Origin of the sequence: Balneola sp., assembly GCA_003712055.1 — a bacterium.
Classification (GTDB): Bacteria; Bacteroidota; Rhodothermia; order Balneolales; family Balneolaceae; genus RHLJ01.
Genome location: RHLJ01000006.1, coordinates 156460 through 180123 on the forward strand (window position 1 = coordinate 156460; position 23664 = coordinate 180123).

The 23664-nt window shown below is 38.7% G+C and carries 17 protein-coding genes; 10 read left to right on the forward strand and 7 right to left on the reverse strand.

What is annotated here, in order from left to right; genetic code table 11:
* The first annotated feature begins 30 nt into the window (after nucleotides 1-30).
* From gatB to ED557_14210, 7 genes are all read left to right on the forward strand, one after another.
* The gene (gatB, locus tag ED557_14180; protein RNC79665.1) at nucleotides 31-1479 is read left to right on the forward strand and encodes an Asp-tRNA(Asn)/Glu-tRNA(Gln) amidotransferase subunit GatB; all 1449 of its coding nucleotides are present in this window, start codon (nucleotides 31-33) and stop codon (nucleotides 1477-1479) included.
* 4 nt (nucleotides 1480-1483) lie between these two features.
* On the forward strand, nucleotides 1484-2833 hold the full coding sequence (locus tag ED557_14185; protein RNC79666.1) for a hypothetical protein: 1350 nt from the start codon (nucleotides 1484-1486) through the stop codon (nucleotides 2831-2833).
* Nucleotides 2834-2846: 13 nt separating this feature from the next.
* Nucleotides 2847-3614, forward strand: coding sequence for a triose-phosphate isomerase (locus tag ED557_14190; protein ID RNC79667.1), 768 nt, complete (start codon nucleotides 2847-2849; stop codon nucleotides 3612-3614).
* A gap of 10 nt (nucleotides 3615-3624) precedes the next feature.
* On the forward strand, nucleotides 3625-4905 hold the full coding sequence (purD, locus tag ED557_14195; protein RNC79668.1) for a phosphoribosylamine--glycine ligase: 1281 nt from the start codon (nucleotides 3625-3627) through the stop codon (nucleotides 4903-4905).
* Nucleotides 4906-5661: a hypothetical protein gene (locus ED557_14200; GenBank protein ID RNC79669.1), complete on the forward strand. Its 756-nt coding sequence runs from the start codon at nucleotides 4906-4908 to the stop codon at nucleotides 5659-5661.
* Entirely contained in the window at nucleotides 5658-6635 is a 978-nt protein-coding gene (locus ED557_14205; GenBank protein RNC79670.1) for a hypothetical protein, read from the forward strand. Before ED557_14200 ends, ED557_14205 begins: the two co-directional genes overlap by 4 nt.
* A 129-nt stretch (nucleotides 6636-6764) precedes the next feature.
* Nucleotides 6765-7802 carry a hypothetical protein gene (locus tag ED557_14210; GenBank protein ID RNC79671.1) on the forward strand — a complete coding sequence of 346 codons (1038 nt, stop codon included), beginning with the start codon at nucleotides 6765-6767 and terminating at the stop codon, nucleotides 7800-7802.
* On the opposite strand, the gene ED557_14215 is transcribed toward ED557_14210, so the two are convergent.
* The 4 genes from ED557_14215 to ED557_14230 are packed head-to-tail and all read right to left on the reverse strand — an operon-like array spanning nucleotide 7799 to nucleotide 13912.
* On the reverse strand, nucleotides 7799-9976 hold the full coding sequence (locus ED557_14215; GenBank protein RNC79672.1) for a hypothetical protein: 2178 nt from the start codon (nucleotides 9974-9976) through the stop codon (nucleotides 7799-7801). The genes ED557_14210 and ED557_14215 overlap by 4 nt on opposite strands.
* Entirely contained in the window at nucleotides 9976-10971 is a 996-nt protein-coding gene (locus ED557_14220) for a hypothetical protein (protein ID RNC79673.1), read from the reverse strand. The genes ED557_14215 and ED557_14220 overlap by 1 nt, the downstream gene beginning before the upstream one ends.
* A complete protein-coding gene (locus ED557_14225) occupies nucleotides 10956-12971 on the reverse strand; it encodes a hypothetical protein (GenBank protein ID RNC79674.1) in 2016 nt (671 codons plus the stop codon). The genes ED557_14220 and ED557_14225 overlap by 16 nt, the downstream gene beginning before the upstream one ends.
* Complete coding sequence (locus ED557_14230) at nucleotides 12971-13912, reverse strand: hypothetical protein (protein ID RNC79675.1); 942 nt, start codon at nucleotides 13910-13912, stop codon at nucleotides 12971-12973. Before ED557_14230 ends, ED557_14225 begins: the two co-directional genes overlap by 1 nt.
* A 128-nt stretch (nucleotides 13913-14040) precedes the next feature.
* Here ED557_14230 and ED557_14235 point away from each other — a divergent pair, with 128 nt between their 5' ends.
* Together ED557_14235 and ED557_14240 are read left to right on the forward strand one after the other, a co-directional pair.
* Nucleotides 14041-16575: a leucine--tRNA ligase gene (locus ED557_14235; protein RNC79676.1), complete on the forward strand. Its 2535-nt coding sequence runs from the start codon at nucleotides 14041-14043 to the stop codon at nucleotides 16573-16575.
* Nucleotides 16576-16739: 164 nt separating this feature from the next.
* Nucleotides 16740-19634: a PAS domain S-box protein gene (locus ED557_14240; GenBank protein ID RNC79677.1), complete on the forward strand. Its 2895-nt coding sequence runs from the start codon at nucleotides 16740-16742 to the stop codon at nucleotides 19632-19634.
* Nucleotides 19635-19674: 40 nt separating this feature from the next.
* On the opposite strand, the gene ED557_14245 is transcribed toward ED557_14240, so the two are convergent.
* Nucleotides 19675-20844 carry a citrate synthase gene (locus ED557_14245; protein ID RNC79678.1) on the reverse strand — a complete coding sequence of 390 codons (1170 nt, stop codon included), beginning with the start codon at nucleotides 20842-20844 and terminating at the stop codon, nucleotides 19675-19677.
* A gap of 227 nt (nucleotides 20845-21071) precedes the next feature.
* Here ED557_14245 and ED557_14250 point away from each other — a divergent pair, with 227 nt between their 5' ends.
* Nucleotides 21072-21548, forward strand: a complete 477-nt coding sequence (locus tag ED557_14250) for a DUF2306 domain-containing protein (GenBank protein RNC79679.1) — start codon at nucleotides 21072-21074, stop codon at nucleotides 21546-21548.
* 1 nt (nucleotide 21549) lies between these two features.
* On the opposite strand, the gene ED557_14255 is transcribed toward ED557_14250, so the two are convergent.
* On the reverse strand, nucleotides 21550-22317 hold the full coding sequence (locus ED557_14255) for a nucleoside triphosphate pyrophosphohydrolase (protein ID RNC79680.1): 768 nt from the start codon (nucleotides 22315-22317) through the stop codon (nucleotides 21550-21552).
* 81 nt (nucleotides 22318-22398) lie between these two features.
* Entirely contained in the window at nucleotides 22399-23664 is a 1266-nt protein-coding gene (locus ED557_14260) for an asparagine synthetase B (GenBank protein ID RNC79681.1), read from the reverse strand.

Here is a 23664-nt window from a genome sequence, read left to right on the forward strand (position 1 = left end):
CCCTCTTACAAACATCGAAACTATTTCTGAATGAGCACGATTGCGCATGAGCGGTTCGAAGCGGTAATTGGACTTGAAGTCCATGCCCAGTTATTGACAAAAAGTAAAGCCTTTGCCCCGGTAGCGGCCATTTATGGTGAAGCACCCAATACACAGGTAACTCCATTGTGCCTTGGACATCCCGGAACGCTTCCGGTAGTAAATGAAAACCTGGTTCGCTATATCATCAAAATGGGATTGGCAACAAACTGTTCGGTTGCTCCCAAATCAATCTTTGCCCGGAAAAATTATTTCTACCCAGATCTACCAAAAGGCTATCAGATCTCACAATATGATACCCCTATCTGTTTTGATGGCTTTGTAGATATCGAGCTTGAAGACTATGACAAGCGTATTGGTTTAACCCGTATCCATATGGAGGAAGATGCTGGTAAATCTATCCACGATCAGGATCCATACAATACCTTGGTTGATTTGAACCGCGCGGGAACTCCGCTTATTGAGATCGTTTCTGAACCGGATTTAAGAACTCCCGAAGAAGCTTATGCCTACCTCACAAAAATCAAACAGATTGTTCAGTATCTGGAGATTTGTGATGGAAATATGGAAGAAGGGAGTCTTCGTTGTGATGCCAACGTTTCTGTTCGCCCTCGAGGACGGGAAAAGTTCGGTACAAGAACAGAATTAAAAAATATGAACTCCTTCCGCAATGTGGAGAAGGCGATTGATTATGAAATCTATCGTCAAATTGAATTGATTGAGAGCGGTGGAGAAGTAGTACAGCAAACCCGGTTATGGGACACTTCAAAGATGCAGTCTCGTCCTATGCGATCTAAAGAAGAGGCGCATGATTATCGTTATTTCCCAGAGCCTGATCTTCCCCCAATTATTGTTACTTCCACTATGCTGGATGAGATCAAAGCCGAACTTCCTGAACTGGCAGATGTTCGCCAAAAGCGATTTATGGAAGAGTATGGAATGAGTGAAGTAGATGCTGTAACAATCACTGAAAGCCGATACCTGGCTGATTTCTTTGAATCTGTAGCTGAGTATTCAGGAAATGCTAAGGCAGCGTTGAACATTGTACTGAGTGAAGTGCTTCGAGTTCTTAACGAACAGAGCATTGATATCCGGGAATTCACCATTACGCCTCAGCGACTTTCTGAATTGATATCACTTAAAGAAGAAGACAAGATCAACTCTTCGGCGATGCAGACCATTTTTAACAACATGCTGGATTCGGAAAAATCTGCTGAAGAATGGGCTAAAGAGCTGAATCTAATACAGGTTTCGGATACAGGATTTTTGGAGGGGTTAGTGGATGAAATTATCGCCAATAACCCGGATGAGGTGGAGCGGTTTAAAGCAGGGAAAAAACAACTGATGGGATTTTTTGTGGGACAAGCTATGAAAGCATCAAAAGGGAAAGCCAATCCTAAAATGGTTACCCAGATGGTCACAAAAAAACTAGAAGGCTAAGTGAATGAATAAAGTATATCTATCAATTTTAGTAATTATAATTGCCGGCGTGTCATGTGCCAAATCGAATGAGGAGATTAAGGCTCCGACACTATTTTCTGCTCAAATATCAGTTCCCGACTCTCTGGATGACACTGGGAATTTTGCAGGTTTTCATTTTTTGCTTTACAGCAGAGAAACCCCCGGAGCCGCAGCTGACACTATGTTTTATGCTGAGACGGATTCAAATGGATTTTTAAGCGGGCTTATTGAACCTGAGCAAGCAGGTGTATTTCCGCTTCAAGTCTCCAGAAATGGAGTTAATATTGGCATGGTTAGATTAATCGTCTCACATAGTGATACCATTTCCATTACTGGTGAAATCCCTAATAATTTCACTGTGGATTCGAGGGAAAACCGAGCGATGGAGCGCTATGAAAGAGTACGAAGTGGTTATGATCGGACAAATAGGTTCATTCTTGCCGGGCAGGTTCCGGACTCATTAATCGGAAGGGAATATCAAAAATGGGCAGACCTATATTGGGAAGTGTTTAATAGGAATAAAGGCTCCCTGGCAGCCAAATTTGCACTTGAAGGTACTGTAGACATTCTTAGAAGAATAGATCAGCCCTTGATGTTCAGCAGGTTAAACCAGGCCTTTGACGAAGACTTGGCTTACGGCCTGGCAGCAACTTTTGGGAAACAATATGTAGCAAATACAAAAGGACTGGATGCCTCCGTCGCTTATCTCGATTCCGTTCGAAGCCTGACTAAAGAGAAGGATGTTCATAAAGCCATTGACCAGTCCATCATCAAGCTTCATTTCGATAGCGCAAATGTGGACATTGCCAGCGAATTACTTGCCAAGTACGAGAGGAAGTACATCAAAAAGGATGAAGAGCCTAGTTTTTGGTACAAGAACATTCGGTATGAGATAAGTAACTTTGCTCCGGGTATGGGACTTCCTGACTTCAGTTTTGTAACTGCAGCAGGAGATTCAGTAAATAAATCCGGACTGCTGGGAACAGTATATGTGCTGGAGTTTTCCAGGTTAGCAAATTCTCTTTACCAGTCTCAATATGATGAGTCTACTGTGATTTATCAGATCTACAATCCCCAGGGGCTGGAATATTTCACCATCCCTTTCGACGAAAGCGTGAATACCATAATCGGTTTTTTCCAGGAGCGTAACAGATTCTGGGCACTGGCTGACCCACCTAGTTTTGATGCACAAGGCATCGTTGATGATTTTAATGTGCAGTATTTTCCAACTCGAATATTGGTAGATCAAAATGGAAATATTGTTCGAAAATTTGTGGGAGAGGAATTCGAACAGATAATTCCTGCCATTACTCAAACTTTATCTAACAACTAATTATAAGCTTACTATGCGGAGATTTTTAATTGCCGGAAACTGGAAGATGAATTGTGGTCCTGATGAAGCAGCAGGATTACTAGAAGGGCTAAAAACTAAGAAAGCTGAAGTTTCTGAAGATGTGGATGTACTCGTTTGTCCTCCATTTGTATCGTTATCCATGTCGGTTAATTATTTACATGATACAGACGTCCAGGTTGGAGCACAGAACTTTCATTTTGAAGATAATGGTGCTTATACCGGAGAAATTAGTGCGAGTATGCTTACCGAAGCAGGCTGTTCTTTTGTGCTTATAGGTCACTCTGAGCGCAGAGAATATTTTGGAGAAACGGATAGTACGGTGAATAAGAAAACACATAAGGCACTTGCTCATAACTTAGTTCCTGTAGTTTGTGTGGGTGAATCACTTGATCAGCGTAAGGAAGGAGTTCATTTCGATCTTGTAAAAGATCAGGTCAACGCTGCGTTTGAAGGGATTGATGAAAATACTGCCCTTGATGTAGTAATTGCTTATGAACCCATTTGGGCAATTGGGACCGGAGAAACGGCTACCCCTGAACAAGCTCAGGAAATGCATGCCCATATTCGAGGAGTCTTGGCAAGTTTATATGATGATGAAACCGCACAAGCAATCAGAATTTTATATGGTGGTAGTATGAAGCCAGGAAATGCTGAAGAGTTACTAGGGCAAACGGATGTAGATGGTGGTTTAATCGGTGGTGCCAGCTTAAATGCTGACAGTTTTGCTGAAATCATCACCATTGCAGAAAAGCTCTCTTAGTTATTAGAACATGTCTAAAAACGTACTACTAGTAGGTTCAGGAGGGCGTGAACATGCTCTGGCCTGGGCAATTGCAAAATCTCCGCTACTAAACACACTATTCGTTGCACCAGGTAATCCCGGAACAGCAGAGGTTGGGAAAAACGTAAGCCTTGATGTTAGCGATCACGCTGCAGTATTGTCCTTCGTTAAGGAGAATGATGTTGCACTTACAGTAGTTGGGCCCGAGCAGCCTTTAGTAGATGGAATTGCCGATTATCTTGAAGAACATGGATATGCTGTATTTGGCCCAAAAAAGGTAGCAGCTATGTTGGAAGGAAGTAAGGAGTTTGCCAAGGACTTCATGAAAAGGCATCAAATTCCTACTGCTGCTTACGAGGTATTTAGCCAGGATGAATTTGATAAAGCTGCTGAATACATCAAACAGGAGAATAAGTATCCGGTAGTGCTTAAAGCGGATGGGTTAGCTGCTGGAAAAGGAGTGTTGATTCCTGAATCTGAAAAGGAAGCTATGGACGCCTTAGAAGAGCTCTCCTCAGGATCACTAAGTGGTGCAGCTTCCAGATTGGTGATTGAAGAATTCATGGAAGGAGAAGAGGCTTCAGTTTTTGCCATCTGTGATGGAAATTCATTCAAAGTGATAGGAAATGCACAGGATCATAAAAGAGTAGGAGAGGGCGATACAGGTTTAAATACCGGTGGAATGGGAGCGTATTCACCGGCGCCGATTGTGACCGATGCGATCCTGAACATTGTAGAAGATTCGATTATTGAGCCTACCATATCAGGAATGAAAGAAGAGGGAAACCCATATACTGGTTTTCTGTATGTCGGTTTAATGATTACTTCAGAAGGTTCTAAAGTAGTTGAGTATAATTGTCGATTTGGTGATCCTGAATGTGAAGTTATCATTCCGAGGCTCGAAAGTGACTTATTAGAAGCACTTTTAGCTTCAGTGGAAGGAAATCTTGAACAGGTGGATATCAGATTTGATGATAAATACCGTTGTACGGTAGTACTTGCATCAGGAGGCTATCCAAAATCTTATGAAAAGGGTAAGGTAATTACCGGAATTGAAGATGTTGAACATGCCATTGTCTTCCACGCAGGTACAAAGTTTGAAGATGCTGACATTGTTACTAACGGAGGGCGTGTGCTCAATGTAGTTGGCGCAGGAGATACGCTGAAAAAATCCATTGAAAACACTTATTTAGAAGTCAAAAAAATCAGTTTTGAAAAAGCCTTCTATCGAAGCGATATTGGAGCAAAAGGACTAAAACACCTTTCTTAGTTGTTTAAAAAACAGATCTACATCAAAAAGAAGCGGATTAGTCCCCTCTTGGGAGGGGATTTAGGGGTGGGTCTTGTGGTTTTTTTGTTTCTACAATTTGCTACAAATTTAAGCGCGCAGGAGGTCATCTATTCTGGCCTTGATAATCCAACCTCCATTTATGCTACTCAGGATCATCTTTTTGTAGTCGAATCTGGAAAACATCGCATTCTAAAGCTCGATCACAATGGAAAACTTCTGGAAACACTTGGGGGATTAGGCTCAGGTGATTACCAGTTCGATACCCCGATTGATATTGATGCCACTAATGGGTTAAAGATTTATATCTCTGATTACCGTAATAACCGTGTACAGATTTTTGATCGTCGATTTCAATACCTGTCCACAATCAGAGCTCCACAAGGCCAGAGAAGTTTCAGACCAACTCAACTGATAGTCAATGATTTTGGAGAGTTGTTTGTGTACGATGAGTCCTCGAAATCAATTCATAGATATGATGAGAATGGGAATTTTATTGATAGCTATAAAGTGCCCAGTGGTCTGGAAGTTGGAAAAATCGGTTTACGTGAAGATCAACTGGCTTTGATTGATTGGAAGAATAATAAAGTCCAGTTTATGAGCCAAAATGGATTGTTAGGTGAGGAGTTTCCATTTCAAGTAGCACACATCCAGCTTTTGGATTATATGAATCTTGATAACTTGTCCTTTGAATTGGATGTCGATTCAATAATAAAAGGCGTTAATCGAGATCAATGAATCCATTCGATCTTACCATTTCCTTTGAAGAAAAAGCATTTCAGGTCTTCGAGTACCAAAAAGAATTTAATCCGGTGTATGGAAAGTTCTGCAAAGCTCTTGGTGTATCTAAAGTTTCATCGATCAAAGAGATTCCTTTGCTTCCTATTCAGGCTTTCAAAGATGCAGAACTATTGAGCCTTAAAAGTGAGGGACAAAAGCCAGAGTTAGTATTTCGAAGTTCGGGTACTTCGGGAATGAGTAGAAGTAAGCACTATGTAGTAAAGCCAGAGCTATATAGGGAATCAATTCTAAAAGGAATGCATCATTTTTATTCGTTAGATGATTTCGTGACTCTAGCTTATACACCCCGTTATAATTCTAATCCTGAGTCTTCCTTAATATGGATGCTAAGCGAACTGATTAGAGGTGACGAATCTGGATTAAGTGGGTTTCTGGAGCTAGATAAACCATTAGAGCAAGAGCAAATTCAAAATATTTATGTATCGGGAAAAAGAGTGATGCTTTTTGGCGCCGCTTTTGGATTGTTGGATTTAGTTGGATTCGGAGATACCAAACTCCCTAAAGACTCAATCATTATTGAGACAGGTGGTATGAAAACATTTCGAAGGGAAATATCCAGAACGGATCTTCATGCACAACTAGCTGATGGTTTTGGAATTTCGAATAAGAATGTTCACTCTGAATATGGAATGACGGAATTACTGAGTCAAGCCTATAGTAGGGGAAATGAGTGGTTTCAATGCGTACCATGGATGAGTGTTTCTATCCGAAAACCTGCAAACCCAATGGAAGAAATGTCAAAAGGAGAAGAAGGGCTTATCGGAGTTATTGATTTAGCTAATGTATATTCCTGTTCATTTATATTGACAGGGGACAAAGGAATTCAAAACGAAGACAGAGGTTTTCAGGTTTTAGGCAGATGGAATCCTCAGAACTTACGAGGATGTAATTTTTTGATTGATCAGGACTAAATAATGGATTGTCATTCTGAGCCCTCCTTCCAAAGTATTAGTACGGAGGACAGGCATAAGCGAAGAATCTAAACGAGTGGGTTTACCCGTTCAGATCCTTCGGAAGTATCCTCAGGAGGACTAGTAAAAATGAACATAGATAATCACATAACCCAGGTATCAGAAGCAGCAAAAAAATGGCTGCAACCAGATAATACTGCCTTAAAAAGAGCCATTGAACAAACGGTTGATGAAGAGCTGTTCAGTTTTGAAGACATCAAATTTCAGATCAGAGCACTCAAACAAAAAATTGATGCAGGGCAGGTCGAGGAATGGGCAAGGAGGGTTGGTCTAAATGAAGAGAAAAATTCGATTGGTCAAAAGGTACTTTGCTTACATGCTGGTAACCTTCCCTTAGTTGGATTTCAGGATGCGCTAGGAACTATTTTATCCGGAGCAGATTATTATGGAAAGCTCTCTAAAAAAGACCCTTACTTACTACCAACCTTTCTTGAAGAAGTAAGCACAAGTGTTTCTGATTCAAAGATGTTTTACTCCATGGATATCGAAGCTTTTGAGGGTTTGGAATCGGATAAAGTATTATTTGCTGGCTCTTCATCCTCTGTTAATCCTGTCAAAAATGAACTTTTCCGGTTAAACGCTGCAACCGGAAAGACCGAATTTGTAATTCGAACGGCCAAGTTTTCAATGGCTTATATAACTAATGAAGATCCTGAGGTTATTACTGATTTGGTGGAAGCAATTTTTAGATATGGAGGGCAGGGTTGTAGATCGGTAGCAGTAGTAGTCAGCCCAATTCGATTCAATAAATTGAAATGCCATTTCCAGGATTATATTGAGTCTTTTTGGTTGAAGAATCCACAGCTTAGAAAACCTAAAGAAGCTCTTGCTTATCAATTTGCTTATAACAAGTCGATTGAACGTCCTCAGGCATGGCTGGATGATTTTCTGATCCAGGAAAGTGAGGATTTTCCAGAATTAGATTTTGCCCTGCATTGGGTACAGGGAGACGAGTCTAAAGTACTAGAGTTGAGAGAGAAATTTGGAGGAGTTGTTCAGACGGTTTATTCAGCAGGAGAGCAAATTGAAGGAATAAAAACCGAATTCCTAAGCCAGGCCCAAACTCCGGATTTATGGTGGGAGCCGGATGGGGTGGCTATTATTTAGTCTATTTCCTCCAGAGAAATTTTCCACTTTTCTTCAAGTTCATAAAGATTGCCAAAGTTTGGGGTTCCACTGATATGGGAATTTCTAAGGTCAATTAAATATCCCGAATCATTAAACCAATAAGAGCCTCTGTGCGATATAGAACAGCAATTGAAGCCTATTATCTCTACAATAGGATCATCAGGAAATCTATTGATATCGACTAGATAAGCACCAGCTTGATCTGGGACATACACGATTCCATTCTTTAAGAAAAAAGAGTTTCTAAGATTGCTACTATTGTAAAGTGTAAATTCATAGTTGAATATGCTCTGGCTTGTTCGGCTATCATAAATAGTTAGTTCATACTGATCAGTTACAGCCATTACTGAATCCAAAGAGTTGGAAAAAGATATAGGGTAACCCCAGGACTTATATGTATTATTTTCATCAGTTATCATTCCATTTGAAATAGAGTAATAGGCTAGCTCAAAATCATTTTCTCCAAAATAGTTTGATACTACCATTCTCGTTTTACCGGGGTTAACATACATATCTGGTATTTCACTTGATGGAGAAGTAATAATATCTACAGACTCAATAGACTTAGTAGTAAGATCAATAACACTTAAATCCCACGTAGAATAGGTATCGTCAGTTGGAAATAGGGCAGCAATTTTTGAACCCTCATTGATAAAACGAGGATAGATTCTACTTAGGTTATCAACATTTATTGAATCTATGACGATAGACGATACCAAGTCGATAAGATATATTTTGTTGGTAACCGTATTAGTTGCAACAGCTGAGGTATGGTCACTATTTACTGCCAGTTCATTTATTGGCAAGGGGATTGTAATTGAGGATGACATCCCTTCTTCTAAAAAATCAAAAAATTCTAAGGAACTCGATCCCCAATCTGTATAAGCAATAAAAGGACTTGCATTACCAAGGGTAAGCTCAAATTGCTGGAATGAAAAGAATATGTCATCGAACTCGATATTATTAACCTCTTTTAAACCTAGTCCCGATATAATTTTTTTAGTAAACGAATTTGTTGATAGGCTTGAGGACAAATAGTAATAGTAGGATTCAAATTGGTTTAAGTTATTATCTGTAAAGCTATCTTCATTTTTTAAAATTGTACCTACTTTGGTGAAGCTAATGTTGTCCAGGCTTCTATAAACGTCTATTGTTCTTCGAATTTCAGATGGCTCAGTTATATGTATGACTATTTCAGTAGATGAATTCTGAGTAACAAGTTGTATTGCTGGTGGGCTTAGCTCAAAAGATCTATTCGAAGTAATTCGTCTGCTCAGGACCTCTCCATTTTTTGCCACTAAACTAAATCTGTAATTAAAATCTCTTGATAAAAGCTCATTAAATGTGTAGGAGGTAGAATTTCTTTCTAACTCAATTTCATTTAAGCCATTAGGTGTAGTTATGCTTAGCAAAAAAGAGTCTTCAAATTCAGAGTTTTCCTGCCATGAAATAAGAAGAGAATCCTCAGCTATTAACTGTGTTCTTAAGTTCAGTGGGCCGAGTTCAAATTCAGAGGTATTTGTTGGTGTAATGGTAGTCGTATCTCCCCGAAATACTTTAAAGGGACGAATTTTAAACTCATGTGAAAACCCACTCTCTGGGATTGGGATGGTAGTTTCGAAAAGGTCTCCACTAATTATTTTAACAGTCTCATATGTTAAATCATTATCTGTTTTTTTAACCAACAGATATCCATCCTTGAAACTTATTTCATCATACCAAAAGAATCGTAACTCATTAGAGCTTAGCCTTGTTTCGTGGGAAAAGGAGTTGAACGATCCAAAATCTATATCAATAGCTAAAAGATTCGATTCACTGGTGTCTTTCTCAGAAGAGATAAAATAAGTAGTCGGAAATCCGAACTCCCTGGTTGTATCTGTATATTGAGCTAAATCCTTAGGTAATACTGCAATTTTCTCTCTTGGATATTCAGCGACTTGTTTATAGATATTTACCGCTGTTTCAAATTGAGTGTTGTCTCTCCATGTAAGGGTTATATTTCCATTATTATCAATCGTGTATTGCCCATTATTGGGTCTATTTGGAACAAAATCTTCACTCCTTGGATCGTTAGGATTATCACGTTCAAAATCCGGAGCTGTACTACATCCTAAAACGAGGATTAAGAGAATAAAAGGTAGACAGAGTTTCATCAGAAGTTAATCTTCATTGTAATTTCCGTATGTACCCCCTGGGGTAATTCTCCGGCATTTATATAAAAATCCAGATCACGTTTCTCTCTAAAACCTCCTTTTGGTTTTGAAATCCATGCATCAAATACATGTATCCCGTACGCGAGGCCAGTCATTAAAACAAAAAGATTACGTTGTCTTTTTGTATCGTCAGCTTCTTCTATTTTTAGCTCTACTTGGGTTCCCAGAGAATTAGCATCTTGTTCCGAGTCAGCTCCTTCATATAGCCTAATTAACTGGTCTATATCATCTAACTCAGAATTATAATTGATCTGAGTGCCAATAGATTTAATGAGCAAAGGATAAAAGATCCCTGCAGATAGCGCACTTTTTAGATAATTCTTTTTATAGAATTGACTTACTCCCGGAGCGAATGAAAGCATTCTGCTGGTGTTTCTATCCGGTCTGGTATAGTGTTCATACACCTTCATGAAAGGGAGACCATTAACTCTTATCCCTTTGCCGCGATAGTTTGGGTTTTCAATTTCTATCCAGCTGCTACCTTCAGGTAAGTCTATGGCTGCAAAACCCTTGCCGATTAGTTGTCCACGGTAATAAATTTCAGAGTCACTATCAGTAAGGATAAAAGCATTCAATCCGAAATAGTCTTTTGAGGCATAATTGTTTTGTACCGAAGCAATAGAAATCTGGTCTTCAGGAAAGTTTACCTCAATAACTTTAGTTTTGACTTCCAGAACATAGACTCTCCGGGTAATCTTAGGGCTTAAAGGAGCGTTCAATTCAAAAGTGTGCATACCCTCCTCTAATTCGAGGGAATCACCACTAGTAAGCATGGTATCCTGGCTAAAATCATAATCAACAACCACCAGGGCTGAATCGGTATTGAATTTAAAGATTATATGTCCGGTTTTCTTTTCCTGTTCTTGAGCAGACAAGGAATTGAATGCAAAAAAAGAGAATAAGAGAAGTCCTAAATGTTTTAATCGAAAATCCATTCTTTTTTGAAGTTGAATGTTCGCAGTTCACCAGAGAATAAAAGGTACATAATTGATGCATCTGCATTTAAATCTATTGCCAATAATCTATCATCTACTTGCTCGAAATATTCTAAATATTGTTGTTGATCTTCTCCAGAGTAACATGTTATTGAGAAATTATTATTGGATTGACTTTGTGAGCCTCTTGCTACGCAAAACTCGCTACTTTCAGAGGCTGCGGTATTATCAATTCGTGTAATCGAATCAAACTGATTGTGATCAAATGGGAAGTTAGCCTCTATTATTACATGAATTTGGAAATCATATAAATGAATTTTCGCTCCATTTTCTCCAACTTTGATATTGAATTGTTCATCTACAAATAGATCTCTGCCATTATTATCACGGAGCCTGTAAGTGTTGGAAATTGTATTCGAGCCAATATCGTATACTACATATTCCAAGTTACCATTCCCATTTAGATCCCTAAAAAAAACGAAGACCTGATGTTTACTTTCATTATATAAAATGCGAGCTGTTCTTCCTTCTACATTCTCAATGCCAAATAAATAATCATGAGATTCAGTTTCAAAATTGTATACAGTTATGTATAGGTTTTGTGTATTTGAACCATATCTCGACAAATAAATAATTGAATGATCATCATAAAAATCAAAGTCTGTAGCTAACATGGAAAATGTTGGTACCACTCCTCCTTCATTCTTTGAGGTCATTAATAAATTTTCAATTTCCCATCCTACTATTGATAAATCAGAATCTGCTATATATAGCGAGGAGTTAAAGTCTAAATTGAAAGGAGGAAATTTCCCTATTCTTTTAGTTGAAGATGTACTGTAGGAAGAAACCTCGTACTCCCCATTTGAAGGATCAATTAAAATATTATAAGGGGAAGTAGTAGATGATGCGAAGTAGAGTGAATTCGTAGTATCAATATCAACTAGTATACCATCAGCTCCCGGATAGTTAATATCAAACGAAGTCTGTTTGTCGATCTGCTGCGTAACTCGGAAACTTCTGTTTCGCTGATTACTAGTATATACACCTCTTTTTCCTCGGAATGAAGTGAAATATGATTCGTAGCTATTCAAACCTTGAAGTACTACTGGATTTTCAAACAGTAAATTTTCGTTTGAGAAAACCACTTCCTCATTAGATCGGGTAACTGTCAATTCATAATTATCATAAATGGTTGTAGTTTTCTGAAAATTCAAATCCCATGTTGTATCTGCATCTGTGAGATTCAATTCAATGGAACTTGTACTCAAACTAACTAAGTCCAAAGCTTTCGATAAATCTGCAAGAATATCATCTTGATTGAATGGTATTAATCCACTTTCAAAAGAATCGGTAAATAATTTGTAGTATAATTTGGTAGAGTCAGCATTTACATCTAATGGGTACCAGATATTTACATAAGAGAAAGGAGAGAATTCAGTAGTGTAAATAGAGGTAGGAGGCGAGTCTAAGGTTTCTAAAAATACTTCGATGGATAGATCCCGAGGGTCAATAACAGATATATCAATTTTGTATTGAGGCACAGCTGCAAAAGGATGTCTCCAAACCTGAGAGAAGACCTGAGGAAGATTTCCTAAATACTCAGTAGATGCAAAGTCGGAGTACACCGTTCCATCCAACTGCTCAAAGTAAGCTCTGACTCTAAAGAGATAGGTGAAGACCTCCGAATTAAAGTCTTCTTCAAACATATATTCAGTGCTGTTAGTTGTCGGGATTCGTTCTCGTAACTCAAAAGAATTAGTATCCGAAGTTGAGACATATACCTCATAACCAATAATACCCTCTAATTCATCTCTCTCTTGTTCCCATGTAATTCTAATCACATCAAAACTTGGGTCAAATACCGGAGGCAGTAGGGTAGGTGCAATCGGATTATATTCTGGTGAGAAAGGATCTAGTTCATTTATTTTATCCACACTTGGCAACTCTCTACAACCAAATAGTATCACTATCATGGCGATATATAGACCAAAAGATTTCATCAAAAATTCATCCTTATAGAAAGCTGAGGATATAGTTCATTTTCTACCGGGCTTGATTGCACTACCAGACTTGGGTCAATATTTCCAGGTCCTCTGTACCCACTTTTAGGCTTTTGAAAGCTATCAAATATTGAGTATGTATATACTAACAGAGTTCCTAATGCCAGTGCTCTCGAGGTATTATTAATTCGCTGCATTTCGTCCAAAGTAGATTCTGCCTCAAGCCGTAATGATCTAGCTTCAGCAACTGTATTAGCAGCTAAATATTCTTCGAATTGAGTATCAAAGGTTTCCTTTTTATCAGAGTATAAGGCATCAGATCTAATTGCAGCGATTCCAAGCCCCAATACTCCGGTAATAAAAACTCCTGCTTTTATATGTTGCTGTTTTCTGATTTGCCCGAATCCAGGAATTATATTCAGTGGCCTTAAATGTCTTGAAGGTTCTTCATTAAATCGGATAAAGTCTTTTACTTCAAGAGAATTGATTTTTAGTTTCGAATTTAGGGAACCATGGTCAGGATTATCGATTCTTAATTCATAACTCCCGTTGGGTAGAAATAGCTCAGAGTAATGCGAGGTAACTTCCCTACCGTCTATAAAAATTACCGATTCCTTATCGGTTAGAATCCGAAGATTTCTTCCACTTTGGATGGTATAGAAACTGGTTTTAGGGTATCGGGGATACAAGGATATAAAAATACTGTATTCAAGTGTATCAGAAGCAGGGATATCCAGTTCAAATGAATAATCATCATTATATCTACTTGAAACGGTTAATTTACGTATTCCAGACTGGAGGTTAATCTCAATACTAGACTTTGCCAGCACAGCATTTGGAACATCATCGTCTACGATCAGGTAAAATTCTTCGAGATTTGTATCCAATACTAATGTGCCTGTACCAGTGGAATCTAATTCCTGAGCAGATAAAACATTCATGCTTATAAAGGCACAAAAAAAGAAAATAAATAGGCTTATCTTTGGCATTCTTTTGAATAGAGAAAGTGGCAAAAAACGTTTAGAAAAAAAAACGAAGCTTAATAATAAAACAAGCATATAAAAGGTAAATGTACTCTTACAATCCAGCAGAAATAGAGACCAAGTGGCAACAGTATTGGCTCAAAAAAAAGACCTTTAAAACTCCTACTGATACTTCAAAACCAAAGTATTATGTACTGGATATGTTCCCTTACCCAAGCGGGGCTGGATTGCATGTAGGTCATCCGGAGGGATATACCGCTACCGACATCATCGCTCGGTATAAAAGGATGAATGGATTTAATGTGCTACATCCAATTGGTTGGGATGCATTTGGATTACCTGCCGAGCAATATGCTGTAAAAACCGGAACTCATCCTCGAATTACTACCGAAAAAAATATTAACCGGTTTAGAGAACAGTTACGGGCTATTGGCTTTAGCTATGATTGGGATCGCGAGGTGAATACAACGGATCCAAACTATTTTAAATGGACGCAATGGATTTTCCTTAAGCTGTTTGAAATGGGATTGGCTTATGAAGATGAAGTAGCAGTGAACTGGTGTCCGGAATTAGGAACGGTACTTGCCAACGAAGAAGTAATCGATGGAAAGAGTGAGGTCGGGGGCTATCCGGTTGTTCGAAAGCCAATGAGGCAATGGGTACTCAAAATCACTGCTTACGCCGAGCGGTTACTTGAAGGACTGGAAGATCTTGACTGGCCGGAATCTCTAAAAGATATGCAGAGAAACTGGATTGGAAAATCGATAGGTGCAGAAATTGATTTTAAAATTGATGGGTTTGAAGATAAACTAAGAGTATATACCACCAGGCCTGATACCATCTTTGGGGCTACTTATATGGTTCTTTCTCCGGAGCATCATCTGGTTTCAAAGATCACAAGCAATGAGCAGAAAGAATTAGTCGAAGAGTATCAGAATCAAGCTGCACTTAAGAGTGATCTTGATCGGCAAGAACTCTCAAAAGAGAAGACCGGAGTTTTTACGGGTGCTTACGCTATTAATCCAGCAAACGAAAAGCGTATACCAATTTGGATAGCAGATTATGTATTGGTTAGTTATGGAACAGGAGCGATCATGGCTGTGCCAGGGCAGGATGAACGGGATTGGGAGTTTGCTGAGAAATTTGATTTGCCAATTATTCGTACTGTTCAGCCTGAGGATGGATTTGAAGGAAAGGCGTATACCGGTCAAGGAGCAGCTATAAATAGTGATTTCCTAAACGGGTTGGAGATTGAAGAAGCCAAGGCCAGGATTATTGAGTGGCTCGAAGAAAAGGATGCAGGTCAAAAGGCAGTTAACTATAAGCTTCGCGATTGGTTATTTAGCCGGCAAAGATATTGGGGTGAACCATTTCCAATTGTACATGTAAATGGTGAAGCCAAAGCTATTTCTCAGGACGAACTCCCATTGCATTTACCTCAGGTAGATAATTATCAACCTACGGGAGATGGTGAGCCACCATTAGCTAATGCCACTGATTGGGTACAAACAAAAGACCCGGATACAGGTGAACAGGCAATCAGAGAAACAAATACAATGCCTCAATGGGCTGGTTCCTGCTGGTACTATTTAAGATATATCTCTCCGGATTGGGAAGGAGGGCCAGTTGATCCTGATTATGAACAATATTGGATGCCGGTAGATTTATATGTTGGTGGTGCAGAACATGCTGTTCTGCATCTATTATATGCTCGTTTCTGGCATAAAGTGCTTTTCGACTTAGGGGTTGTATCTACTGAGGAACCTTTCTCTAAGCTGGTGAATCAGGGAATGATTCTGGGAGAAATGGAATACACCACTGTGGATGGTGTAAAACTATCTGAAGATCAGGTAGAGAAGAAGGGAGATAGTTTCTACGAAATCAGTACGGGGAATAGAGTTGAAGCCAGAGCCCACAAGATGAGTAAAAGCAGGGGGAATGTAATAAACCCCGACCATGTAATTGAACAGTTTGGAGCTGACTCGTTGCGATTATACGAGATGTTTATGGGGCCTTTAGAGCAGGTTAAACCATGGAGTACGAAAGGAGTTGATGGAGTAAATAGATTTCTGAATAGGGTTTGGAGATTATTAATTGATGAATACAGTGGAGAAGTAAAAGAAAAGGTCAAGGAAATTGAACCTAATAAAGATCAACTAAAAGCCCTTCATGAAGCCATCAAAAAGGTTACTGAAGATATTGAGGCGTTACGGTTTAATACTGCTATCTCAGCAATGATGATTTTTGTTAATGAAGCAAATCAATGGGATACAATTCCAACATCTGTTGCTAAATCTTTTGTACAAATTTTATCACCATTTGCGCCACATATATCCGAAGAACTATGGAACAAATTCGGAGGTGAAGACTCTATAGCTTATTCTGAATGGCCTGTATTTAATGAAGAATATCTAAAAGCAGATGAGATTATGTATCCCGTGCAGGTAAATGGGAAAGTACGAGCTGATATTTTTGTACCTGCGGAAAGAGCAAAAGACAAAGAATTTGTGTTAGAACTAGCTAAAAATGATCTGAAGATTGGTAAGTATTTGTCTGAGGGAGAACTGATAAAGGAAATTTTTGTTCCTGGCCGAATCATCAATTTGGTTATAAAACTCTAATAAAGGGGTTATTTAAAGTCTACAATCCCACATTTTTGTCTTCTTATATATAGATTCAATCGGTTTGTTCAATATTGTTCCAAACAAAGGCACAGTATTGTTCTCTTGGCTTAAAATTTGTCTATATCAGGTGTATTGTTTTGTAATCTAAATAGGTTTTTAGCATGCAAGAAGTACGCGTTCTATTAATTGAGGACAACATTGAGGATGTTCAGTCAATAAGTAAAGAATTAGAAAAAAGTGGGTACGGAATTAAAATTACCCTTCTAAATTCATTACAGGAATTTCAGGAAAAGCCCATAAATGAGGGCTATCATATCATTATTTGTAAGAATGAGCTTCAAAAAAGCGAGAATTTTGAAGTCCTACAATTCTTAAAGCAAAGGAACTTAGATATTCCTCTCATTCTTATTTCCAGTGAACCACTTTGTGAGGTAGTACTGGATGCAATATTAGCTGGCGCTAAGGATTTTATCTCGAAAGATAATTTGGGAAGGCTTGTCCCTTCTTTAAAGAGGGAGCTTGAGTTACAGCGAAAGAAAAAAGAGTATGACTTTACCGAGCTTTATAAGAATACCCTGTTTGACTCTTTTATTGGTATCCGTATTTCGGATAAGACAAGGAAGATTATCAAGGTAAATGACAGGTATTGCAAAATAATGGGGTATGAAAAAGAAGAATTAGAAGGAGCATGCCTGGATCTAATCACACCCAAAGAGAATATTGAGCTTGAACAAAAGAAGTATGCAGACTTTATAGGAGCAGGTTTAATGGAAGGTGCTCAATTCAGAGAGGTAAGGAAAGATGGAACCTATGTAGAATTAATTGTCCACTCCCATGTAATAAAAAAAGACGGAGAGGAATATGCGATGTCGATGTTCCAGGATGTGACAGACCAGCTTCGGTTAACCACACTTTTTGAGGAAGTGAGTAAACAAGCAAAAATTGGAGCCTGGGAGAAGGAATTAGAATCAGGAAGAGAGGTTTGGACGAAAGGTATTTATGATATTTATGGAATATCAGAAGAGGAATTTGATCCCAGGAAGGAGACGGATCAAAGATTCCATACAAAAGAGTCATGGGAATTATTACAGCGATCGTTGAAAGAAGCAGAAAAAGGTGTCCCTTTTGATATTGAAGTTGAGATAATCGATTCTTTCGGAAACAAGAAATGGTGTAGAGGTACAGGTACACCAGTTTTTGAACAAGATCGCGTAATAAAAATCACGGGTTCTTTTCAGGATATTTCCGAACAGAAAGAACGAGAGTTTGATCTTGCAAAAAGTAAATCAAGATATCAGTACTTATTTGAAAATAACCCCAATCCTCTATTACTTCTTTCGGATGATGGTAGTAATGCAATAATTTCAGCTAATAGAGCAGCTGAAGTTTTATACGGTTATTCGAAAGAAGAGCTTCTTTCAATGACCTCACTTGATTTGAGACCAAAAGAAGGGATAAAACGATACCTGGAATTAGTCAGGAAAGAAAAAGACCTTGGACTCGACGGGGTAATCAAAACAGCTTCCGGAGAGCACAAAAGAAAAGATGGTAAAGCAATAAATGTTGAGATACACTGGCGTAGAGTGGTTTTTAATGGATCTAAAGGTCGGCTAGTTTTAATCAATGATGTAACCGAGAAAAAGGAGTTCGAGAATGAGCTCCTACGTACAAATAATGTGTTATCAACTCTGATTGATTCTGCACCCATTGCTATTATTACTATAACACCCGAAGGAATTGTTGATGATATTTGGAATACCAAGGCAGAAGAGGTATTTGGTTGGAAAGCCGAAGAAGTATTTGGGAAGTTTATCCCATTTGTTCAAAAAGAGCATATAGAAAAGGTAAAAAAGAAGCTGAAGAGAAGTACTCCTAAAATTGAAGCTATTGAAAGGATTACTAAATCAGGAAGAAAAATTACCCTTAAAAACTATCTTACTCCAATAATCGGAAAAGACGGTCAGGTCTCTAAAATTATGGTTCTTCTTGAGGATATTACGGAGCGAACAAAAACAAAAGCCGCTCTTGTTGAGAGCGAGAGAAAGTATCGAAGCTTGATCGAAGCGTCTCACGATTTAATATGGAGAATAGACTATCAAGGTCGATTTACATTCTTGAATCATGCAAGTTTTGAGATTCTTGGATATAAACCGAAAGAGCTAATCGGAGAGCCCTTTTTACCTTACATCTCTGAGGATATGGCATATGAAGCTACCAAGATTCATGAGCAAGTGATGAAAGGAAGGGAGTTCGATAATTTTGATCTGAGGATGGTTCGGAAAAATGGAAAGATAATTTCCCTTTCAGCAAAGGCATACCCGCTATATGATGAAGCGGGAAACATCGTCGGATGTACAGGTACAGCTACTGACATAACAAGTCTTCTGGAATACCAAAATCAACTCGAAGACTCACTTTCGGAAAAAGAAGTACTAATCAAAGAGATACATCACAGAGTTAAAAACAACCTTGCTGTTGTTTCAGGCTTGTTCGCCCTTCAATCCTATTCAATTCAAGACGAGAAAGTAGTTCAACTTTTTAAGGAGTCACAAGCCAGGATCAAATCTATTGCAACCATCCACGAAAAATTGTACCAAAGTGAACTATTTACCAGCATAGAAATAAAGTCTTACCTGAAAGATCTGCTAAAAGACATTAAGAATACTTTTGCAAGGTCAGGAAGAGAAATAGATATCGAGCTTTATGGAGACGAATTAACGCTAAATGTTAATCAGGCTGTCCCATTTGGAATTATAGCTAATGAGCTTGTTACCAATGCGTTTAAGTATGCTTTTCCGGATAATACAAATGGGAAAATTACACTCTCAATTATTGATGAAGGCGAAGAAAAAGTATTTACGGTGAGCGATACAGGAGTGGGATTACCGGATAACTTTGAAGAGAATAGATCAAATTCACTTGGCATTGCTTTAATAAACAGTTTATCAGCTCAGTTAAACGGAAAAATAACTTGGTGTTCCAAAGAAGGAACTACGTTTGCATTGAGGTTTACCCCAAGTAGTATGAAAACCTGGAATGGCACACAGTACCTGTAAGAATAAAAGGAGAAAATGATAAAGTCAGGGAAGTAGCTGATTATCTCTCTTCAATTGGAGTCCAGTCCAAATTCTTTTCAGCTACATATAAGGCTCTAGGTCTAATCAATCGGTTATTAGCAGCCTGTTCCATAAAGTGACCAGTCCAGCCTGAGATACGGCTCATTGTGAAAATACAGGTATACAAATCTGGCTGTATTCCAATGGAGTAATATACTGTTGCTGAAAAGAAGTCTACATTTGGATCGATATTCTTTTCTGACTTCATGGTATTAAGCATATCCATTGACCACCTGTATAGTTCTTCATGGCCAGTTTCTTCAGAAAGTGATTTTGCCATCTTTTGAAGATGTCTTCCTCTAGGGTCAAATGTTTTATAAACGCGGTGACCAAAGCCCATAATTTTCTCCCTGCGGGCCAACTTAGCTTTAGTGAAAGCAACAGCATCTGCATCGTCACCTTCTTTTCCAAGCTCCATAAGGGTATTCATTACAGCTGTATTTGCTCCACCATGCAGAGGTCCTTTTAAAGCTCCGATAGCAGCAGTAACTGACGAATACATATCTGACATGGTCGCACAAACTGTTCTTGCCGTGAAAGTAGAAGCGTTCATTCCATGTTCAGCATGAAGAATAAGGCAAAGATCCATTGTTTTTTCAGCTTGAGTGCCTGGTTCCACACCGTTAAGCATATATAGAAAGTTGAATGCTGTACTTCCTGAATCAAGTGGAGCTACAAAATCTTTACCATTTCTTGCTCGGTCATAAGCAGCAATAATAGTCGGGATTTTAGCAGTTAGTGCAATTGCTTGGCTCATAAATAATTCAGGATCATACTTACCCTTGGTTGGATCAAAATCGGCAAGCATTGAAACTGCAGATTGTAAAACGGCCATAGGTTCAGCTTCTTTGTCGGTAGAAGTGAGGTAATTAAGTACTACCTCCGGAATAGCACGTTCTTTAATAAGATCACTTTTGAGGGATTCCAGTTCCTGAGCATTAGGAAGTCGATCATTCCATAAAAGAAAACAAACCTCTTCGAACGTAGCTTTGTCAGCAAGAGTATCGATATTGTAGCCTGAATAGATAAGCTCTCCCTTAGCTCCATCAATAAAACTCTTCGTAGTAGAAAAAGCTACAATTCCGTCAAGTCCCTTATTTATAAAGGGAAATTCATTTTCATCAAAGCCTGTATGTAGGTTTGTCGACATTTTTTATTCCTTATTAGTGTATGATCAGTGACCTAATTTGCCATCAATTCTTCTGGATCCAACAAATGTGGTATGGCAAAAATTTCATCCCTTTTTGAAAAATATCAAAGGAATTAAAGGTAATGAAAGAGCGGGAATTTTTTAAATGAAATTACGCTATTTAATATCGAAACAACGCTTTTTTATTGACGTAATTTTCTCAGAATTTGGACAGAAAATGAAATGATATGTACGAAATGGGAACATTGGGCATTATTCATTTAATATCGGCAATCGCTGCAATGATTTTTGGGGCAATTGTTTTGTTCTTGAAGAAAGGGACACCATTACATATACGATTGGGATACTTCTATGCTGTAAGTATGCTCATCTTAAATGGTACGGCCTTGATGATTTATGATCTCTTCGGTTACTTTGGGCCATTTCATTTTGCAGCTATTATAAGTCTGATTTCATTATTGGGAGGGCTGGTTCCTGTTTATTTAAAAAAGCCAAAGAATAGCTGGCTTGAACTGCACTATGAATTTATGAACTGGTCGATTATTGGATTGTACGCTGCCTTTTGGAGTGAGACATTCAGTCGGTTCTTTAGGTTTGCAGGATTTTGGGTATTAGTAGCAACCGGTACTGCGATGACTATATCTATAGGAGCCTACGTATTGAAATCAAAGAAGCGAACGATACTAGACAGATATTCGGGATAGGTTAAGTCAATTCCTTTTTAGATATCTCCCAAAGTTCATCCATTTCTTCTAACGTAGCGTCTTTCAGGTTTTTATTTCGACCTTTTAACTTCTCTTCAATAAAGCGGAAACGTCGTTCAAACTTTCTATTGGTTTTTCTAAGGCTATCTTCAGCAGTAAGGTCAAAGTAGCGGGCAACATTGACTAAAGAAAAGAGAACATCTCCAAATTCATCAGCTGTTTTTTCAGAGTCATTGGTCGATAGTGTATCCCTGAATTCTCCAAGTTCTTCGTTCAACTTTTCCCAGGCTTGTTCCCATTCAGGCCAATCAAATCCTACATTGGCGGCTTTTTCTTGCATCCGTTGTGCTCGAATTAGGGCAGGGAGATGATTTGGAAGTCCATCTAATGTCGACTTCTTTCCCTCTTTGAGCTTTATATTTTCCCAGTTTTCCGCAACCTGATCTTCTCCTTTTACTACTTCTTCTCCAAAAACATGTGGGTGCCTTCTGATTAACTTTTCCATGAGCGTATAGATGACTTCTCCTATTTCAAAAGTATCTGACTCACTGGCTATATTCGAATGAAAGACTACATGTAATAACAGATCGCCAAGCTCTTTCTTGAACTCATCAAAATTCCCTTCATCAAGAGCCTCAATTGCTTCATAGGCTTCTTCAATCAGGTTATCTTTGATAGAGTAATGGGTTTGTTTACGATCCCATGGGCACTCTCGTCTAAGAATAGCCACAAGCTCTACAAGAGCTTCGAAATCACGGCTTGGCTTCATATAAATTCAAAATGAAAGATTAAAAATGAAAGATGGAATAAGGTACCATCTTTCATTTTTAATTTTGAATCTTAAATCTCGCTAGGTCTTCTTCTTTTTCTTTTTTGCAGCCGGGAACAGAATATTATTGAGGATTAAACGATAGCCAGGGCTGTTTGGGTGTAGAGCCAGGTCGGTAGGGGGGTCATTTACCCGGTGAGTATAATCTTCGGGATCGTGGCCTGCATAATAGGTGAACGTTCCATTCCCATAATTACCATGCAAGTATTTCACCTGATTTCTTCCGGGAGCCTCGCCTAAAATTACAACCGATGATTTCACTTTCTCGGTTCTAAAAGCAGTGGTTTGTCCATAGAAGCCACGAATACTACTTACATGATTCTGAGTAAGCATAGTAGGAACTGGATCCCATTTAGCGGAAAACTCAAATAGTGTAAAGAAATCGAGGCTTTGATCTACCTGATTAATCGCGACAGGCACATCAATGTCGGCATGTTCATACTCATATGGGTTGATAATGACGTTAAAGTCAGTGAAGGCAAAGGTATTGGAATAGTTCAGATTTTCCTGGGCATTTGGGTCGATTGCATCGCCATCAAATTGTTCAGGAGCAATGTCTACTCCGAGAGATGCAAGAGCAATATCAAACGTATCGGTGCCAGAACACATAGCAAAGAGAAATCCTCCATTACCTACATATTGTTGGATTTCCAAAGCAACCTGTTTTTTTTGCTCACTTACTTTTGAGTAACCGAGTTCTTTGGCCATAGCCTCCATCTGGCGAACTTGAGTGATATACCAGGGAGCATTTCGGTAGCTTGCCCAGAATTTCCCATACTGGCCGGTAAAATCTTCATGGTGAAGGTGTAACCAGTCGTATTGTTGGAGTTGACCTTCCAGTACTTCAATATCCCAAAGCTTATCATATTCAACTTCAGCATAGGTAAGTGCAAGTGTAACGGCGTCATCCCAGGGGAGAGCCTGATCAGGAGTGTAAACCGCAATACGAGGAGTTTTTTCTAGGTTAACAACAGAGGTGTTCGAGCCATTAGATTCTACATTAGCTACAATAGATGCTGCTTGTGACGAATTCACTACCTCCACATACACATTTCTTAATCGGGCTTTTCGGATGATGTCATTATCAACCACAGCCATAAATGAGCCTCCTCTGTAGTTTAATAACCACTTGGCAGTAAACCCATCTTTTACATGGTTAAAGATCACTCCATAGGCTTTTAGGTGGTTTGTCTGTGTGGCATCCATAGGAATTAGCACCTGCTGCTGCGCCTGAGAACTACCAACTATTAAAATAAAGAAGAGTAGAGTTGTTATGATTTTTCTCAT

Bases quoted from the DNA above. Each gene is read 5' to 3' on its own strand.
- gatB (RNC79665.1), top strand. From the start codon at position 31: ATGAGCACGATTGCGCATGAGCGGTTCGAAGCGGTAATTGGACTTGAA.
- ED557_14185 (RNC79666.1), top strand. From the start codon at position 1,484: ATGAATAAAGTATATCTATCAATTTTAGTAATTATAATTGCCGGCGTG.
- ED557_14190 (RNC79667.1), top strand. From the start codon at position 2,847: ATGCGGAGATTTTTAATTGCCGGAAACTGGAAGATGAATTGTGGTCCT.
- purD (RNC79668.1), top strand. From the start codon at position 3,625: ATGTCTAAAAACGTACTACTAGTAGGTTCAGGAGGGCGTGAACATGCT.
- ED557_14205 (RNC79670.1), top strand. From the start codon at position 5,658: ATGAATCCATTCGATCTTACCATTTCCTTTGAAGAAAAAGCATTTCAG.
- ED557_14210 (RNC79671.1), top strand. From the start codon at position 6,765: ATGAACATAGATAATCACATAACCCAGGTATCAGAAGCAGCAAAAAAA.
- ED557_14215 (RNC79672.1), bottom strand. From the start codon at position 9,976: ATGAAACTCTGTCTACCTTTTATTCTCTTAATCCTCGTTTTAGGATGT.
- ED557_14220 (RNC79673.1), bottom strand. From the start codon at position 10,971: ATGGATTTTCGATTAAAACATTTAGGACTTCTCTTATTCTCTTTTTTT.
- ED557_14225 (RNC79674.1), bottom strand. From the start codon at position 12,971: ATGAAATCTTTTGGTCTATATATCGCCATGATAGTGATACTATTTGGT.
- ED557_14230 (RNC79675.1), bottom strand. From the start codon at position 13,912: ATGAATGTTTTATCTGCTCAGGAATTAGATTCCACTGGTACAGGCACA.
- ED557_14235 (RNC79676.1), top strand. From the start codon at position 14,041: ATGTACTCTTACAATCCAGCAGAAATAGAGACCAAGTGGCAACAGTAT.
- ED557_14240 (RNC79677.1), top strand. From the start codon at position 16,740: ATGCAAGAAGTACGCGTTCTATTAATTGAGGACAACATTGAGGATGTT.
- ED557_14245 (RNC79678.1), bottom strand. From the start codon at position 20,844: ATGTCGACAAACCTACATACAGGCTTTGATGAAAATGAATTTCCCTTT.
- ED557_14250 (RNC79679.1), top strand. From the start codon at position 21,072: ATGTACGAAATGGGAACATTGGGCATTATTCATTTAATATCGGCAATC.
- ED557_14255 (RNC79680.1), bottom strand. From the start codon at position 22,317: ATGAAGCCAAGCCGTGATTTCGAAGCTCTTGTAGAGCTTGTGGCTATT.
- ED557_14260 (RNC79681.1), bottom strand. From the start codon at position 23,664: ATGAGAAAAATCATAACAACTCTACTCTTCTTTATTTTAATAGTTGGT.